Genomic DNA, 16,342 nt, shown 5'->3' on the forward strand with positions numbered 1-16,342 from the left:
ATTTTCCTTTCAAATTCATGGGGGATATCGCCGCAGATTGGCGTTAACGGCCTTGTTGTCCGTCCATCAAGGAAGTTGCCCGATGAATCACCCGCTGCACGGCCGTTCGTCCCACTCCCGCTCCCCGCTGCACAGCCGCCTCGCCCTGGCCGTGTCCAGCGGCCTGTTGCTTGCCGCTGCATCGCCCGCCATGGCCAGCGAAGCGCTCGACGCATGGCAGCAACAGCGCCAGCTGCAGGCGGCCTGGGCACAGCCCGCCGTCAGCGCGCCTGCAGCACCGACGGCCACCACGCCAGCGGCAACCGGCACCGCCCTGCTCGGCAATCCGGGCGATGCCGCCAGCTGGCGCAGCGATGAATTCAACGCCGACTGGGGCCTGGGTGCGATGGGCGCCGACTACGCGTATGCCCGCGGCCTGACCGGCAAGGGCGTGCGCCTGGCGCTGTTTGATACCGGATCGGCACTGGCTCACCCCGAATTCGCCGGCCGCAACACCTCCAGCATCACCATCGGCCCGAACTGTGCGTCACCTGGAACCGTCGCCGGTACCGGCGCGTGCAGCCAGACACAGGGTGATCAACCGGGAATCAACTACTACACGCTCGGCGCTGGCGTGCCTGCTTCCCTGCAGGCCACCATCATTGCCGCAGGCCGTGAATGGGGCTTCCGCTATGCCGATCACGGCACGCATGTCCTCGGAACCATTGGCGCCAACCGCAATGGCACGGGGATGCACGGCGTCGCCTTCGGTGCCGATCTGACGACTGCCCGTGTATTTGGTGACACTTACTACGAGTGGAGGCGCCAGGCGAGCGGAGGCTACCTGCCTGAAGCCGTGGAACGGACGGACCCCGACGACGCAGCCACGCTGGACATGTACGCACAGCTGCAGGCACAAGGCGTGCGTGCCATCAATCACAGCTGGGGCATCTCTACCCGGAACATGACCGTCGCCGCACTGGATGCACAGTACGCACGCATCGGCGCCGGCTACGACGTGTACGGAAGCATCTATAAGGACAGCGCGAACGCCCCTGCTTCGCAGTTGATCCAGGTCTGGTCGGCCGGCAATGGCAGCGGCGCCGTCGCGGGTATCACCGCGGCCTTGCCGCGCTGGAAGCCGGAGATCGAGCCTTACTGGCTGGCCGTCGCCAACGTCCGCCAGCCCAATGCAGCCAATGGCGAAACCGACTACGTGATCAACGCAGGCTCGAGCATCTGCGGCGCTGCCGCCAACTGGTGCATTTCCGCACCGGGCACGGCAATCCTGAGCACCATCGTTTCCGGTGACATCCAGGGACGGCTGGAGAAGACCGCAGACTACGTACGCCTTCTCATCGACAGCCAGAATCCCACGTACGACTACGGCCGGAAGACCGGTACTTCCATGGCCGCCCCCCATATCACCGGCGCACTCGGCCTGTTGATCGAGCGCTTCCCCTATCTGGACAACGCCCAGGTGCGCGACGTCCTGCTGACTACCGCGCGCGATCTCGGTGCCGCTGGCGTCGACCCGATCTATGGCTGGGGCATGGTTGACCTGCGCAGGGCCATCGAGGGCTATGGCTCGCTGCGCGTGGATACCAACGTGGTGATGAACCAGAAGGCCGGCGGCCTGAAGGTGTGGGAAGGCGATGCCTGGGACGACTGGACCAATGACATCGGCGGCCCCGGCAAGCTGACCAAATCCGGCATCGGCTGGCTGCGCCTGAGCGGCAACAACAGCTTCAACGGCGCGGTGCTGCGCGAGGGCACGCTGGAATTGAACGGCACCAACACCCTCACCTCCGCGGTCGAGGTGCAGGCCGGGCAGTTCCTGCTCAACGGCAGCCTCGTCTCCACCGCACTCACCACCACCGGTGGCGTCAGCACAGTCAGCGCCAGCGGCGTGCTGAAGGACGGCAACCTGACCGTCAACGGCGGCGTGGTGTCCTTCAATGGCATGCAGAGCGGCGGCACCACCACGGTCGGTAGCAACGGCCTGCTGAAGGGTGTCGGCACGTTGGGCAGCACCCGGGTGGACGGTACCATCGCCCCCGGCAACTCGATCGGCACGCTGACCATCAACGGCAACTACGTGCAGGGCCCGACCGCCGTCTACGCCGCCGAACTCGCGCCTGGCGGGCGCAGCGACCAGTTGCACGTGACCGGTACCGCCACCCTCGGCGGCACGCTGGTCGCCTTGCCGGAACCGGGCATCTATTATCTCGGCGAGCAGTTCAACTTCATCCGCGCCGACGGTGGCATCAACGGCCAGTTCGCGAAAACCGACTTCAGCGCGTTCTCGCCGTTCCTGAAGTTCAGCCTCGCCTACGGTACCAATGGCACCCGCATCGACGTGGCGCGGGGCGCCACGCTGGCCAGTGCGGCCACCACGCCGAACCAGCGCGCGGCAGCGACGGCCGCCGATCTCCTGGCAATCAGCCAGGGCCTGCCCAAGCCGCTGACCCAGCTGTTCCCACAGCAGGTTGGCGGCGTGCTCGACGGCCTCAGCGGCGAACTGCACGCAGCCACGCCGCTCGCACTGGTGGAGGGCAGCCGCTACGTACGCGATGCCGCGCTGTCGCGCCGTGCAGGTGCGGTCGCGCCGGGCGCCGATGCGGGTGACGCCACCGGCGCCTGGGTGCAGGCTCTGGGCGGCAACAGCAAGCTGGACGGCAACAGCAACACCGCCCGCACCGAAGCCAACAGCAACGGCCTGCTGGTCGGTATCGACCGCGAGTTCTCCGGCTGGCAGGTCGGCGTGCTGGCTGGCACCGGCCGAACCGACGTCAAGCAGCAGGCGCGTCGTGCCAAGTCGAAGATCGACAATAACCACCTCGGTGCATATGCCAGTCACAACTGGGGCGGCTTCGGCCTCCGTGGCGGCGTTGCCTGGAGCAAGCACAAGGTGAAGAGCACCCGCGATGTCGACTTCGCAGGGTTCAGCGACAGCCTGAGCGCACGCTACAACGCGCATACCCGCCAGGCCTTCATCGAAGCCGGCTACCGCTTTGGTGGCCCGGAGGCCGGGCTGGAACCCTACCTGCAGGTCGCGCGCGTGGAGGTGGACCTGAAGCAGATCAACGAGCGCGGTGGTGCGGCCGCCCTGCACGGCAAGGTGGACGACACCGGCACCACGATCGCCACCGCTGGCCTGCGCTTCGACAAGGGCCTGAAGGCATCGTTCCAGCAGGACAGCTGGCTGCATCTGCGTGGTGGCGTGGGCTATCGCCGTGCATCGGGCGACCGCAGCCAAGTGGGCAACCTTGCCTTCGCCAACAGCAGCACCACGTTCACGGTCGAAGGCGCGCCGATTGCCGACAGCGCCGTGGTGGCCGAGCTGGGTCTGTCGGCGTGGCTGACCCCGCGCCAGCAGCTGGAGCTGGGTTACAGCGGCCAGTACGGCAGTGAAAGCCGCGACCACAGCGCCAACGTACGCTGGTCGGTTCGTTTCTAGACGCGTGTTCTCTTGACGGTTTGGGGCGGCCTCAAGGCCGCCCCTTTTTTATCCACGCCCCAGGACCATGCGCGATACCCCCAGGATCATCGCGTCCTGGATCCATCCGTGGAGCGTCACGCGTGGATGAAGATCGACTGGAGCCGGGTCGCCCAACCATTGCACCCGGTGGAGTTGAAGGCCTCGAGCCGGACATTCTTCCCCGATGTCAGCGCTGCCAACGCCGCCGCGTAGGCTTCCTTTGCACCCGGCCGGGACATGTCGATTGCAAAGGTATCGGTATTGCAGAAAGCCGTACTCGAAACATGCACGTACACAATTCCCGCCGGGCCGTCCATGTACGGCCGCAGCGACAGAATCGTCATCTGATCGCTGGTTGGCTCCGCCTTCAGTGGTGCAGACAGGCACAAGGCCAACGTCAAGGCCAACCCCGCTCCCAATCTCCTGCGAAGACCCGGCGTCGCGTCATTCATCATCATGTAGTTCCCCTGTGGATTCAGACATCAGGCAGCGTCACGGCCCTCAACTGCATTGTCCCCGAGATGCAGCCGTCGACACGCAACCCGACACGCAGCTTGTTCTGCCAGGCGATGAGCAGCATCGACACCATCTCCCTCTGCATCGGATGATCATTGAGGAGAATGAAGCGATTGCCGGCACCACAATCCGAGCCCGCAGGAAGCACACCTTGCGTCACGAGGTAGAACCCTTCCCCGCCCCAGCCCGTTGCGACGGATACGATCCGATGGCCTTCCAGATTGTAAGGCTCTGCTTCTGCCGTTGAGGCCAAGCCAGTTCCCAGCACGGCAACCAGCGCCAGCAGGACCTTGCCGCCAATGGCGCCACGCAGGCGCGATACAGCACGTACTCCGTCCATGTTCTTCGTTCCCCTGTCATGAATAACCGGTTGCCGGTGCGCTGCGGCCCGTGCAGTCCGCTACGCTCAGCCCAGCAGCAGCTGGTACAGCAGGGGCACGATGTCGCCCTGCGGACGCTGGACATGCGAGACATCGGACACCGGCGTGCAGCTCCCCGTGGCGCCACAGGCAAGCACGCGATACGCATAGCTGGTGGCAGGGCGTGCTGCAGACGTCCAGTTCGCCGCGCTGCCTTCGTAGACCGTGGTCCAGGTCACCCCGTCCACGCTTTCCTCGACGACGTAGCGGACGGCAGAAGCCACAGGTGACCAGCCAACGAAGTCCTTCGCCGCCGGCGAATGCCGTATCGGCACCGCCGCCTTGGCGACCAGGCTCCCGCCCAGGGTGATGTAATCGGTCCGCTTGTCCTCGCGCTCGCTCGCCTGGTAGCGGAGGACGCCGGCGTGGTCGTACATCGAGGTGATCCGTCCGAGCGACGAATCCGTCTGCGTGCGGCGTCCGTCAGCGTCGTAACGGTAGCTCTCGGAACCTGCCGCCGTACGCAGCCGGTTGCCGAAGTCGAAGGCGAACTGCTGTCCGTTCTTCGCCCGCAGGTTGCCCTGCGCATCGTAGGCCAGGCCGACCACGGTCGCCCCACCGCAACCGTTGACCTTCACGTTGGTCAGGCGCCAAGCGTTGTCATAGCAGTAGTGATGGTCACGGCCGAGAATCGTCACGCGCGTGAGGTTGTCCAGCGCGTCATAGCTGTAGCTCGCCGAGCCGAACATGGGCGAGGAAGCCGAAACGAGCCGATCCAGCGCGTCGTAGCCCAGATTGCGGTTGCCACGCTGGTTGCGGCCCGTGGCACCGTCAGTGATTGCCACCACATTGCCGACCGCATCGTAGTCGTAGCCATCGCTGAGGATCCGGGTTGCGCCAAGCGCGTCCTGGCTTACATCCGGCAACTGGCGCGCGTTCTGCACCATCGTGTGGACAATACCGTTGCCATAGGTGAACTGACGGATCGCCCCATTGGGGTAATAGCCCACGCCAACGGCGTAGGAACCCGCCTGCCCGGCCTGTCCCAGCGCGTTCGGCGCATACGCGACCACGTTGCCGGAGGGGTAGCGATGCGCGGACAGGTTGCCCAGTGCGTCGTAGGCATACCCCATCGCCAGCGCTTCGCCATCGGTGGGGCTCTGCACCTCACCGATGAGCATCCCGCGACGGTTGTACGCATAGCTGTTGTGCGTCTCCACCCCGGCGTTCAACGTGGTGACCTGCTTGACCAGGCCATCGGGCCAGTAGCTCCAGCGCTGGTTGCCATTGCCGTCGGGGAACTGCAGCGATGCGAGCCGGTTGCGTGCATCATAGGAACGCACCACCCGGCGCCCGCTCGCCGCGGCAACATCCTGGTTGCAGTTGCCAGCATCGGACAGGTCCAACCCCTGTGCGCTTCCAATCGGGTTCGATGCGGCGTCGTAATCAAATACGGTGGCGCCGGTTTCCGGCTCGATCGTCTTGCACAGCCGTTGCGCCGCATCGTAGACATAGCGCCGGGTCGACGTCACCGAGCCATTGCCGGCCCTGCGGGTGATCGACGTCGGCTTGCCGAAGACGTCCCGCGGGATGTCCAGCACGGCTCCCTCTGCCAGTTCGATACGTACCGGCCAATCAAGCTTCGCGGCATCTGCACCGGTGTAGGTCACGACAGTCGGAATACCCCTGGCATTGGTCGTGCGCACGCGCCGCCCCGGCAGGTATTCGGTTCTGCTGACCAGCGCGCCGATCTCGGAATCCTGGCTGACCTGGACCACCCGCCCCAGCGCATCGTACGTCGTACGGACGCCAGTTCCGGCGTCCTGGACCGCACCGACCCCCGCGACAGGATAGGACTGGAAAGTGACCCGCCCCTCCGTGTCATAGGCGGTCACCGAGGCCCGCTGCGTGCCGGCTTCATTGCCCGCGTCGTACTCGCGCACCAGCAATGGGCGCCACAGCGCATCGTAGTAGGTGACCTTGCGCGCATTGCCGGTGCTGACCGTCTGCCGCCAATGGCCGGCAGGAATGCCGTACTCGGCGCCGCCCACCTGGGCAAACTGTGTCGTGGTGGACGCCCAGTCCACCGTATCACCGTCGGGATAGTCGACCAGCGACATGCGCCCCATCGCGTCGTAGTCGTAACGCGTGGTGTTGCCCCGGCCGTCGGTGATCCAGCGTATCCAGCCATTGTCATCCACGCCGGCAGACTGGGACGAACCATCTGCATACTGGATGTTCCCGGGGATGCCTCGCTTCCAGCCGGACAGGCTCACCGTATTGCCACGCCCATCCACCACGGCGCGAACGGTACCGTCGCCGTTGTAGTGAATGGTCTGCTGGAGCTGGCCGAAGGCATAGATCCGCTGGGGCTTTGCGGTGGCCGGGTCATAATCCACCTGGGACTCGATCCGGCCCGTGTCCTGGTTGACCGACGTCCGGACCTGGCCAAGCACCCACTTCGACAGATCATCGTGATAGGTGATGACGTTCGTCTTGCTGTAGGACTGCGCCCCGGCACTTCCCACAAACGTGCCCAGCAACATCATCGCGGAAAGTGCATTAACTCGACGCATCGTCAGTGGACCTGTTCGCAATGGATGGCGATGGGACAACCAGGACCAGGTACCGGAAAGACCGGCGAGGCACACATCACGGCAAACCGCGCACACGCAGAAAACCGGACGCGGCTGCATCCGGTTGGCGGTTGACGTTGATGATGGACGAAGCCCCCTTCGTCATGCCGTGCCTGTTCCCTGGACTCGGCCAAGTATAACCATGAAAACGGGGCGGGACGCCCGGCCCCTCGCAGCCCTTGCGGGCTGCGAAGGTTCCCGGACCATCATGCGCCTCCGGGCATCGACGGCCGCGATGGACCGCCCGGCGCTGGACCTCAGGCGGCCTTCATGGCGTGCTTGCGTGCCCGCATGACGTTGTGGCACTCCTGCACATCCGGCAGCAGCTGGGTCACTTCCTGGCGTACCGCCGGCGGCAGATCGTTGTCCTGCAGCACATCCTTGAACGCGCCCAGCAGGCGGTCTTCGGACTCTTCCAGTTCGGCCACGTAGCCATAGTTGGTATCACCAAACGCGGCGCGCACCTTGCCGTAGAACTGCTGCATCGAACCGACCATGGTGCCGTGCTCGGCCGGCTTGCCGCCGCTGGCGGCAACCGAACCACTCAGCGCCGCGACGATCCGCGCCTTGACCCCGGCGATACGGGTGAACAGTGCCGACAGTTCGGCATCCTTTACCTTCGTTGCGGCTTCCTCATAGAAGGACTTGCCATCGCGGGCGATCTCGATCAGGTCGTTGAGGCGATGTTCGATGGTGGACTGGGTGCTCATATGTAGTCGCTCCTGTTCGCTCGAATGTTGGGGAATGGCAGTGCGTTTGCATTGCCTTCGACTCCACTGTGGACGTCCGCGTGTGCCGATCTGGTGAGCGCGAATTGATGCATGCATCACCATGCGAAACCCGTGCTGACTTCTTCATTTCGCACTTCATCGGCGTTCACGGAATCTGAGCGCACGGAGCCCTCGTCACCACGGTGCGATAACGATGATCAGAGTAACCAGCAACGCAATTGCCAGGATTACCAGCAGCACATGCCATTGCTTCCAAGTGGGTTTCGGCTTGCCAGGCGTGTTCATCTGTTCGCTCTTCATGCTGGGACGGGGCTGCCAGACTGAAGCACAGCCATATCTGTACATGTGCAGGGTTCGTGCACCGGGCGTGCATGGCTCCGGACGCGATACGCCGATGCGAGCAGCATCAGGTCGCTTCAATACCCTGCCTGGCAATCGACCGCTTTGCTGCGTACTCGGCGAACACCACACCGGATACCGCCAGCACGCCCCCTGCCAGCACCCAGCCACTGAGCGATTCGCCCAGCAGCAGCACGGCCAGTGCGGCGGTCACGATCGGCACCAGGTTGAAGAAGCCGGAAACACGCGCTGCGCCCAACCGTGACAATCCGGTCATCCAGGTCAGCGGGGCCAGGATCGACGCGCATACTGCCGCAAACCCGATGCAGCCGACCGCAGTGAGATTGTTCACCCCGGTACCGACCAGCAGCTGCACCGGCAACAGGATCAGTGACGCGGCCGTGGCCTGCAGGAACAACGATTCCAGCACCGACAGCGGAATCTTCCAGCGCTGCATCAGCACGTTGTAGGCGGCGAAGGCCAACGCACCGATCAGCATGATCGCATCACCACGGTTCAGGCCCTGGGCAGCCAGTCGCGCCAGGTCGCCCTGCGAGACCACCGCCACCACGCCGACAGTGGAAATCACCGCACCGGCAATGGAGGTACCGCGCACAGGATGCCCCATGAACACGCGCGACAACGCCAGTGCGATCAGTGGAATCAACGCCTGGATCACGCCCATGTTGGTGGCCGAGGTGAAGTGCGCCGCATAGTACGCAAGGCACTGGTACATCACCCCACCCAGGCACCCCAGCACCAGGAAGCGGCCAAGGTTGGCGCGCACGGTCTGCAGGTTGTTGCGCAGCCGCGGCAACGCGAAGGGCAACAGGACAATGGCCGCCACCAGCCAGCGGAAGAAGCCAATATCGATGGGACCGACCGAGCCCGAGGCCAGCTTGGTCACGATGGTGTTCGCGCCCCACAGCAGGCAGGCGAGTATCGGGAAGAGGTAGTTCAAGAGCGTGGGTGTACGTGGGAGAGTGGCAAGCGTACGCTTGGCGCATATCGAGGACATCCTGAAAATGCGTCACTCCGACCCCGGGTTGCGGCAACCCATGGAGCCGATTCCCACCTTCCGCCAGCTGCCTGGCCCGATCTACTTCCGGCAGGGTTCAATGGAGCCCACCGACTGGGGCACCCACAGCCATCCATGGGGCCAGTTCAACTTCGTCGCGCAGGGAGTGATGGAGATGAAGATCGACGGAGAGTGGATGGTGTCACCGCCCCACTACGCGATCTGGATCCCGCCGGGAATGCCCCACTATTCGCGCAACCGGTCGCGGCTGGCCTATCGCTCGGCCTACCTGTCGCCGGCGTTGTCACGCCGCCTGCCCGAGCGTTGCAGTGCATTGGAAGTCAGCCCGTTGCTGCGCGAGCTGCTGCACGAGCTGGCGCGGCAGGGCGTGACCGATCCCCGGACGCCGGCCCATCGCCGCATGGCCGCGGTGGTGATCGACCAGATCGTCAGCGCTGCGGTACTGCCCAGCTTCCTGCCGATCGCCAGCAGCGATGCGTTGAAGCAGGTGATGGCCTACGTGGAGAAACACTTGTCGGCATCCGAGTCGGTCGCCGAGATCGCGCAGCGGCATCACATGAGCGTGCGCAAGCTGGAACGCCTGGCGCGCAGTGAACTGGGCATGTCGCTCGGTGACTGGCGCGGGCGGGTAAAGTTCGTGCGCGCCACCGAGGCGCTGTGTACACGCCGGCCGATCAGCCGGATTGCCGAAGAGCTGGGCTACTCCGGCGTCAGCGCCTTCGCCGAGATGTTCAAGCGGCACGCGCAATGCACACCGGACCAGTACCGGAAGCTGCATCGGGCGGGGTGAGGGGCGCGTCAGGCGTTGTCGATTCCCCGCCCCGTCGTTCGTCGGAACAGAAGAAACAGGCCTTCCCGCCTGCAGGAGCGCCCCGATGTCCCCCATCCTCACCGCCTTCGCCACCTCCCCCGACCGCGGCCAGGGCCTGGCCCGTGACATGCGCGTGCGCTGGGCACTGGAGGAGCTGGGCGTGCCCTATGACGTGCAGCTGCTCACCTTCGCCGAAATGAAGCAACCCGCGCACCTGGCACGGAATCCCTTCGGACAGATTCCCACCTGGCAGGACGGCGACCAGGTCCTGTTCGAGTCCGGCGCAATCGTCCTGCACCTGGCCGAGCGGCACCCTGGCCTGCTGCCGCGCGATCCGGACGCGCGCATGCGCGCGATCATGTGGGTGTTCGCTGCGTTGAATACGGTGGAGCCGCCCATCGTCGAGCGTTCCATGGCGTGGGTGCTGGAGCGCGAGCAGCCCTGGTATGCACAGCGGTTGCTGATGCTCGACGAGCGCGTGCGGATGCGTCTCTCACAACTGTCCGCGTGGTTGGGCGCGGCGGCGTGGCTGGACGGCGATTTCAGCGTGGGCGACCTGCTGATGGTCTCGGTGCTGCTGCGCCTGAGGAGCAGTGGCCTGCTCGACGAGTACCCGCTGCTGGTTGCCTATGTGGCACGGGCGACGCAGCGTCCCGCCTATCAGCGCGCGTTCGCGGCGCAGCTGGCGGTATTCCAGAACGGGTAGTTCCACGCCACGCGTGGAAACACTCAGCGCAACCTGCGCCTGCAGGCGGCCTGCACCAGCATCAGCTGCGCCACCAGGATCAGCATCGCGCAGCCTGACAGCAGCCACGGGTCGATGTACCACTGCGCGTTGAAACTGAAATCACCGGCGGAAATGCGCTTCCAGCCGTTGAAGTGCTGCATCGCCGCGACCACGAACGCGAAGCCGCCACTGGCGAATGCAAGCCAGGGCACGACGATGCCGCCCGGCCGCGCGAACAATGTCAGCACGCCCAGCACACCGATCACCGTGCGTTGTACGCGGCAGTACGGGCAGACATAGGCCATCCCGCTCCACTCCACCGCCCAGGCCAACAGGCTGACCAGCACGGCCGCGCCTGCGGCGGTGTACAGGACTTTCGGCGTGATCGTCATGCCACCCTCGTGTGCCATCCCGTGCTCCTTGGTTGAAAGACCCGGGCAGCGTAGCAGTGCCGCAGCCTCATCCCTTCTTGATGACGGTCCGCTTGCCGATGGTGCTGGTCCTGCCGGCGGTCGGCCTGGCCAGGCCAGGAATCAGGAAATCGGTGGCCTTGTGGCCCATCGACACCTTGGACGCCAACCAGCGCGGCATGCGCCCGCGACCGGTCCAGGTCAGGCGCTTGTATTCCGGATCGCGATATTTGGGCGCGACTTTGCCGGATTTGCGGCGGGCGGGCTTGCGGGCGGACGCAGGTGTTTCCGAGGCTTCGTCACCGAAGAGTTCTTCGAGGGTGTAACCGGCCTCCGCCGCGGCGGCCTTCAACATCCGCCGCACCGCGCTGGCCGGGCGGCGGCTGGAAATGAGCTGTTTCCGCTGTTCAGCGGCAACCACCAAGGCGCCCAGCTCCCGAAGGCTGAGCGATTCAATATCGATCGTCATGGTGGAAAGGTCTCCTGCGGGCGGCCAGCTGTCAAGGCGCCTTGCCCGGTACGTAGACACGGGCTTCACTGCCGGTGGGCTCCGATCGGCTTCGCCAGCCATCTCCGAGGAACCCGACGTGAGCAACTCACCGCATTCGCTCGCCTACCTGCTTGCGCGCATCCTGCTGATGGCGCTGTTCCTGGTATCCGGCATCGGCAAGCTCGGCGACCTCAACGGTACCCAGGGCTACATGGAAGCCATGGGGGTACCCGGCATCCTGCTGTGGCCCACCATCGCCTTCGAGATCGGCAGCGGCCTGTGCATCCTGCTGGGCTTCCAGACCCGGCTGGTGTCGGTCGTGCTGGCAGGCTTCAGCCTGGTCACCGCCGTCATCTTCCACCACAACTTCGCCGATCAGACCCAGCAGATCATGTTCCTGAAGAACCTGGGGTTGGCCGGCGGGTTCCTGCTGCTGGCCTGCACCGGGGCCGGGCGGTACAGCATTGATGGCAGGGGACGGCGCGGATAGGCGCCGATCCGTGATCTGTACGCGCTAGCGGCGAAGGTCAGCCTCCGGCGCCAAGGTGTGGATCACTTTGCCCTGCGCATCGAGGAACTCGATCGCGCCGTAGCCTTCCGCAGTGACGGTCAGCCGCAGTCGGGTGCGGTCTGCCTTGTCGTTCAAGGCGATGGCAGGTGTGCCATCAGCACCGACCACCAGGCCGATGCGGGTCGGTGCCTGCACCCCGGGAATCAGCTTGTTGCCCAATGCAGGCTCGCGGATCAGTTTCGGCGCCTGGTTGATCGAAAAGCTCACCGCACCATCGGGTGATACCCGCCAGCCGATCGCATCCATTGCCGGATGGTCCAGCGCAAGCACCGCCATGCCGCCGTCGACATCGGCGGTGCCGAAGCCACCGCGCTCGCTGCCCTTGTCGTCGTACAGCACCATGCCGGCAACGTTGAAGGCGCGCTTGTACTGCAGGCCATCGATGATCGGTGCCGGTGTCTTGCCGGACAGCGTCATGCGGATAACGCCCGTGTCATCGACGATATCGATGCGGCGTGCGGTGATGCGCTCGTGATCCGGCGTCTCCACGCGTGTCTGCGGTGCTTTGTCGACAATCAGGCGCTGCAGTGTTTCAACCGATGGATGCTTGGGTGGATCAGAAGGCTCTGCCGCCGCAGGCAGCGCGGCGACGGCAGCCAAGGCAACGAACATACGGGCACTACGCTTCATGCGGCCTCCTGGTCGTGCGGAACGGCGGAAGCCGCATGATGCCACTTTTGCCGCGCCCCGCTCATCATGGAGGCGGACCTTTCGGCAGCTGGATCCCTTGCTCCAGAGCGAATGCACGTGACGCGTGCCAGTACGCCTCCGGCGGCCTCCGCAGCTCCGGCCGTGACCAGTAGTCATCGAGGTGCAGCGCGCCCATCACGCCGCACCATGCAGCGCTCGCATCGTGGACGCGCATGCGCCAACGATGATGCGGCGGAAAGTAGGCGTAGTGTTCGAGCGCCTGCTGCTGCGCCTGCTCTTCGGCAATGCCTGCCTGATGGATCAGCGTCCACGCATGCATATGGCGGGCGTGGGCAAGTGCACCGAGATACTCATCCTCATCCAGCAAGGGAACCGACTCACCGCGGGCCAGGCACAACGCATCCGACTCGGTGTCGTACTCCAGCGACGGCTGCGCCAGTTCCGGGTTCTGGTGCCAGTACCCTTCACCCAACACGTGCAGCATCGCCCAATGCCAGGGCTCGTCGTGGAAGATCAATGCGTGCTCGTACTCGCAGCCGGGGGCCTGGTCGGGATAGCGTTGGCGTGCGTGTTCGATTGCCAGTTCTTCGGCAATCTGACCGTAGTGCATCAGGCACCAGGCAAACAGATGCCGGCTGTCTTCGATCTCGGTGGTGAAGTCTTCCACCTCTGCGTTGGTGTCAGGCATGTTCGATCCTTGTCTGCGGATCAGCTATAGCCGGAGCGGCAGAATGCGCAGGGAGGCAACATTCCGCAGTCGGTGGTGCGAGGTCGATTGGTGGCCCACCAGCAACCGCAATATCAAAGTAAACCATTGATTATATTCCTATTTAATCTACTTCAATCCACTTTAGACTCACTAATCGACTCACTTCCCGAGCCTCTAGGCTGAGGGATCCAGTTCTGGCATCTAGTCGGTTCGACTATCGTAATCCGCTCTCCCAGACACTTCGCTTGCAATCAATCCGCGGACATGGCTCATCCCCAAGCCCTGGCCACTAAGAAGTCACCGCCAAACTGTCAAACTCACAGGCGGTCGCATCCCGCGGCTCTACATCAGGAATTGGCAATGTTAAGGAAGCTTGTACTCGCCGCATCGGTTGCGACTTCAGTCGTGTCAGCTGCACAAGCGCAGAATACAGAGAATGAGTGGATCACCGTCATGGAAGAGCATTTCGATGACCCTAGTCTCAGCTACTGGATCCCGTGGGCAGGGGATGTGACCGACAAGTCCGGGAAAGTGTCGTACACCTACAAGCCTGGAAATGCGTTCGTGGCCCAAGGAGACGCTGTCTTCCGCGGTGATGTCCAAGACACCTTCCCGTTCTATCAGACAGGTGGCATCTACTACCCTAGGTACTTCACCTATGGTCGCTACTCTGCCCGTGTGAAAATGACTAACACGCCAGGCGTCATTCCCGCATTCTGGCTGGTGTCATACGGGCCTGCATGCGGTGAGATAGATATCTTTGAGGCCACTGGGCTGCAGAAGTCCGACCCACGCACGATCAATGTGCAACATTACTGGTTTACGAACCCTGCCGATTGCTCCACCGCAGTGGCTGATGCAACGCTTTCAGCCTACACCAAGCTTGGATCTGTCGACTATTCCAGCAACTATCATGTGTTCTCGGCAGAGTGGAGCCCCATCCACATCGCATACTCTGTGGATGGAGTGGAGTTCTATCGAACAACACTGAATATTCCGAGCGTTCCAATGCTCGTGAATCTGAATACTAATCTTGCACCTCCGACTACAACACCTGGAGGCATCAACAATCGGATGACATCCAACACCGTTCTGCCTGCAGATTTTCATGTCGATTGGGTCAAGGTGGAGCAGTTGGCACCACGAACATGTCCTGCGCGAGGCGATCATGCAGGAAGTCTCCGCCGCGCCAATGGCAGTTGCGCTGCAGTGCGCTCTGTGGACTACAACGGTGATGGTGGCGGCGACGTCATCCTGTACAACCCATCCTCTGGCAGCGCGTCGGTGGCGACCGGACAGCTGGCCCCCCATGCGGGCCTGGTGACCCATTCCCTGACGGATGCCCCCTCGGCACCATGGGCAACCTCGGCCAAACTGGTCAGTGGCGACTTCGACGCCGATGGCTTCTCCGATCTGCTGGTGCACGGCGGCGACGGTAGCGTACGGCTCCACTATGGACGTCCTGACGCTCGATTCACCGAACATCTTCCATCACGCACTGCATGGAATGTGGGCAGTCAATTGATGGCAGGAGATTTCAACGGTGATGGACGGAGCGACGTACTCATCCTGCAGGACAGCGGCGCTCTCGAGATCCGCTACGGAGGCAGTGATCGCGGATTGCGCTTCGCCCCACAATCGCAACGGCAGGTCGCCCTGGGCAGCCGCCCGCATGTTGGCGACTTCAATGGCGACGGCCTTGATGACCTGTTGCTGTATGGACCCAACGGCGAGGTCGACCTCTTCTACGGACAGGCCACCGACGGACTGCGCGCAGAACCCGGTCAGCATGATCAATGGCGGGCTGGCCATACATTGAAGATTGCGGATTTCAACGGCGATGGATACAGCGATGTGCTGATTTATGCCGCCGACGGGGCCACTGAGATCCGCTATGGGCAGATGAACGGCGGTTTGCGCTTTGCACCGAGCACGGCCGACCTATGGTCCACCGGGCACACGCTGTTGACGGGTGATTTCAATGGCGACGGCAGAGACGACGTTGTGATCTATGCAGCGAACGGACACTCCGAAATCCGCTACGGCCAAGCCAGTGATGGTCTTCGGTTCTCCGCGCAGAGCGTCTCCAGCTGGAGCCCTGGGCATCACTTATTGACTAACGACTTCGATGGCGACGGGCGCACCGACATACTCATCCAGTCGGCGAATGATGATGTGGAAATCCGGTACGGGCAGGCAACGGATGGCCTGCTGTTCTCACCAGCTTCCGCAACCCGCTACAACCCCGGCTGGCGCTTGCATACAGGGACCCGCTGAACCAAGCGCCCCGGTTGCGAGGAATCGCGACCGGGGCCTCCAAGAGTGGAATGGGATCGTTCGATGAACACGATAGGCTCCTAGTCAGTATGGAGTCGGCATTGCGCCGACATAGAAGAGAGGCTGTAGCCTCTCCCTATCGTGTTATGGGTTTGAAATCAGGTTGAGTGATCTTCGGGGTTCCGGCTTGGCTTTCACTGTGGCAGGGTGCAGCTAGGCGCGTAGGAGCAGATCCATATGGGCACCCCAGAAACCGACGTCTCCCTGCTGAACGAGATCAAGGCACTTCGACAGCAAATAGCGGTGCTATGCGTCGATCTGTCCGGCAAGGACTGGCTTACAGCAGACGAGGCCGCCCACTACTGCGGCGTGTCTGTTAGCCAGTTCAATGCCCGCGCCCACGAATACGATCTTGATCCGCGCAAGTTCATGGGGAAGAAGCTCTATGCGAAGGCGGCTCTCTACCAGGCAATCTACGGCGCGAAGGCTTGGACGCGTCCACCCGCAACTTCCGCACCAACCCTAGCTGCGACCTCCCCTGAGATGAAGGAGGCGCTTGCCCGGCTACGGCGCTATGACGAGCGCAAGGGGAAACGCTAGTGCAACCTCCCGGCAA

15 protein-coding genes are annotated in these 16,342 nt (G+C 63.6%); 6 read left to right on the forward strand and 9 right to left on the reverse strand.

Annotation, left to right across the window (positions count from 1 at the left end; genetic code table 11):
- Nucleotides 1-82: 82 nt before the first annotated feature.
- Nucleotides 83-3,439: an autotransporter domain-containing protein gene (locus tag AC5P88_RS06450; protein WP_495224615.1), complete on the forward strand. Its 3,357-nt coding sequence runs from the start codon at nucleotides 83-85 to the stop codon at nucleotides 3,437-3,439.
- Nucleotides 3,440-3,555: 116 nt separating this feature from the next.
- Here AC5P88_RS06450 and AC5P88_RS06455 read toward each other — a convergent pair whose 3' ends face one another.
- The 5 genes from AC5P88_RS06455 to AC5P88_RS06475 all read right to left on the reverse strand — a co-directional run bounded on the left by AC5P88_RS06455 (nucleotide 3,556) and on the right by AC5P88_RS06475 (nucleotide 9,002).
- Complete coding sequence (locus tag AC5P88_RS06455; RefSeq protein ID WP_076739635.1) at nucleotides 3,556-3,918, reverse strand: hypothetical protein; 363 nt, start codon at nucleotides 3,916-3,918, stop codon at nucleotides 3,556-3,558.
- A 17-nt stretch (nucleotides 3,919-3,935) separates the two neighbouring features.
- Nucleotides 3,936-4,316 (reverse strand): hypothetical protein, encoded by a 381-nt coding sequence (locus tag AC5P88_RS06460; RefSeq protein ID WP_111113061.1) that lies wholly within the window; start codon nucleotides 4,314-4,316, stop codon nucleotides 3,936-3,938.
- 66 nt (nucleotides 4,317-4,382) lie between these two features.
- Nucleotides 4,383-6,911 carry an RHS repeat protein gene (locus AC5P88_RS06465; RefSeq protein WP_495224616.1) on the reverse strand — a complete coding sequence of 843 codons (2,529 nt, stop codon included), beginning with the start codon at nucleotides 6,909-6,911 and terminating at the stop codon, nucleotides 4,383-4,385.
- A gap of 317 nt (nucleotides 6,912-7,228) precedes the next feature.
- A complete protein-coding gene (locus tag AC5P88_RS06470) occupies nucleotides 7,229-7,681 on the reverse strand; it encodes a PA2169 family four-helix-bundle protein (protein WP_005411167.1) in 453 nt (150 codons plus the stop codon).
- 427 nt (nucleotides 7,682-8,108) lie between these two features.
- Nucleotides 8,109-9,002, reverse strand: a complete 894-nt coding sequence (locus AC5P88_RS06475) for a DMT family transporter (RefSeq protein ID WP_495224617.1) — start codon at nucleotides 9,000-9,002, stop codon at nucleotides 8,109-8,111.
- A 64-nt stretch (nucleotides 9,003-9,066) separates the two neighbouring features.
- On the opposite strand from AC5P88_RS06475, the gene AC5P88_RS06480 reads away from it, so the two are divergent.
- Together AC5P88_RS06480 and AC5P88_RS06485 are read left to right on the forward strand one after the other, a co-directional pair.
- On the forward strand, nucleotides 9,067-9,870 hold the full coding sequence (locus AC5P88_RS06480; protein ID WP_495224618.1) for an AraC family transcriptional regulator: 804 nt from the start codon (nucleotides 9,067-9,069) through the stop codon (nucleotides 9,868-9,870).
- 85 nt (nucleotides 9,871-9,955) lie between these two features.
- Nucleotides 9,956-10,597: a glutathione S-transferase family protein gene (locus AC5P88_RS06485; protein ID WP_495224619.1), complete on the forward strand. Its 642-nt coding sequence runs from the start codon at nucleotides 9,956-9,958 to the stop codon at nucleotides 10,595-10,597.
- Between the two features lie 23 nt (nucleotides 10,598-10,620).
- Here the strand turns inward: AC5P88_RS06485 and AC5P88_RS06490 are convergent, their stop codons facing one another.
- Together AC5P88_RS06490 and AC5P88_RS06495 are read right to left on the reverse strand one after the other, a co-directional pair.
- Nucleotides 10,621-11,028, reverse strand: a complete 408-nt coding sequence (locus AC5P88_RS06490) for a hypothetical protein (RefSeq protein ID WP_106548877.1) — start codon at nucleotides 11,026-11,028, stop codon at nucleotides 10,621-10,623.
- A gap of 49 nt (nucleotides 11,029-11,077) precedes the next feature.
- The gene (locus AC5P88_RS06495) at nucleotides 11,078-11,497 is read right to left on the reverse strand and encodes an H-NS histone family protein (RefSeq protein WP_495224620.1); all 420 of its coding nucleotides are present in this window, start codon (nucleotides 11,495-11,497) and stop codon (nucleotides 11,078-11,080) included.
- 118 nt (nucleotides 11,498-11,615) lie between these two features.
- Between AC5P88_RS06495 and AC5P88_RS06500 the strand changes: the two genes are divergently transcribed.
- The gene (locus AC5P88_RS06500; protein ID WP_495224621.1) at nucleotides 11,616-12,008 is read left to right on the forward strand and encodes a DoxX family protein; all 393 of its coding nucleotides are present in this window, start codon (nucleotides 11,616-11,618) and stop codon (nucleotides 12,006-12,008) included.
- Nucleotides 12,009-12,032: 24 nt separating this feature from the next.
- Here AC5P88_RS06500 and AC5P88_RS06505 read toward each other — a convergent pair whose 3' ends face one another.
- Both AC5P88_RS06505 and AC5P88_RS06510 read right to left on the reverse strand, forming a co-directional pair.
- Nucleotides 12,033-12,719 (reverse strand): hypothetical protein, encoded by a 687-nt coding sequence (locus AC5P88_RS06505; RefSeq protein WP_106548880.1) that lies wholly within the window; start codon nucleotides 12,717-12,719, stop codon nucleotides 12,033-12,035.
- Between the two features lie 64 nt (nucleotides 12,720-12,783).
- Nucleotides 12,784-13,428: a hypothetical protein gene (locus AC5P88_RS06510; RefSeq protein WP_495224622.1), complete on the reverse strand. Its 645-nt coding sequence runs from the start codon at nucleotides 13,426-13,428 to the stop codon at nucleotides 12,784-12,786.
- A 474-nt stretch (nucleotides 13,429-13,902) separates the two neighbouring features.
- Here AC5P88_RS06510 and AC5P88_RS06515 point away from each other — a divergent pair, with 474 nt between their 5' ends.
- Nucleotides 13,903-15,726, forward strand: a complete 1,824-nt coding sequence (locus AC5P88_RS06515; protein WP_495224623.1) for an FG-GAP-like repeat-containing protein — start codon at nucleotides 13,903-13,905, stop codon at nucleotides 15,724-15,726.
- A gap of 237 nt (nucleotides 15,727-15,963) precedes the next feature.
- Nucleotides 15,964-16,326 carry a hypothetical protein gene (locus AC5P88_RS06520; protein ID WP_495224624.1) on the forward strand — a complete coding sequence of 121 codons (363 nt, stop codon included), beginning with the start codon at nucleotides 15,964-15,966 and terminating at the stop codon, nucleotides 16,324-16,326.
- Nucleotides 16,327-16,342: the final 16 nt, after the last annotated feature.

The sequence above is a fragment of the Stenotrophomonas sp. YJH_SMC_8 genome (assembly GCF_059371315.1).

Excerpts from the sequence above, each read along its gene's own strand:
- AC5P88_RS06450 (WP_495224615.1), top strand. The coding sequence starts at position 83 with ATGAATCACCCGCTGCACGGCCGTTCGTCCCACTCCCGCTCCCCGCTG.
- AC5P88_RS06505 (WP_106548880.1), bottom strand. The coding sequence starts at position 12,719 with ATGAAGCGTAGTGCCCGTATGTTCGTTGCCTTGGCTGCCGTCGCCGCG.
- AC5P88_RS06480 (WP_495224618.1), top strand. The coding sequence starts at position 9,067 with ATGCGTCACTCCGACCCCGGGTTGCGGCAACCCATGGAGCCGATTCCC.
- AC5P88_RS06465 (WP_495224616.1), bottom strand. The coding sequence starts at position 6,911 with ATGCGTCGAGTTAATGCACTTTCCGCGATGATGTTGCTGGGCACGTTT.
- AC5P88_RS06460 (WP_111113061.1), bottom strand. The coding sequence starts at position 4,316 with ATGGACGGAGTACGTGCTGTATCGCGCCTGCGTGGCGCCATTGGCGGC.
- AC5P88_RS06470 (WP_005411167.1), bottom strand. The coding sequence starts at position 7,681 with ATGAGCACCCAGTCCACCATCGAACATCGCCTCAACGACCTGATCGAG.
- AC5P88_RS06485 (WP_495224619.1), top strand. The coding sequence starts at position 9,956 with ATGTCCCCCATCCTCACCGCCTTCGCCACCTCCCCCGACCGCGGCCAG.
- AC5P88_RS06515 (WP_495224623.1), top strand. The coding sequence starts at position 13,903 with ATGGAAGAGCATTTCGATGACCCTAGTCTCAGCTACTGGATCCCGTGG.
- AC5P88_RS06490 (WP_106548877.1), bottom strand. The coding sequence starts at position 11,028 with ATGGCACACGAGGGTGGCATGACGATCACGCCGAAAGTCCTGTACACC.
- AC5P88_RS06520 (WP_495224624.1), top strand. The coding sequence starts at position 15,964 with ATGGGCACCCCAGAAACCGACGTCTCCCTGCTGAACGAGATCAAGGCA.
- AC5P88_RS06510 (WP_495224622.1), bottom strand. The coding sequence starts at position 13,428 with ATGCCTGACACCAACGCAGAGGTGGAAGACTTCACCACCGAGATCGAA.
- AC5P88_RS06495 (WP_495224620.1), bottom strand. The coding sequence starts at position 11,497 with ATGACGATCGATATTGAATCGCTCAGCCTTCGGGAGCTGGGCGCCTTG.
- AC5P88_RS06455 (WP_076739635.1), bottom strand. The coding sequence starts at position 3,918 with ATGATGATGAATGACGCGACGCCGGGTCTTCGCAGGAGATTGGGAGCG.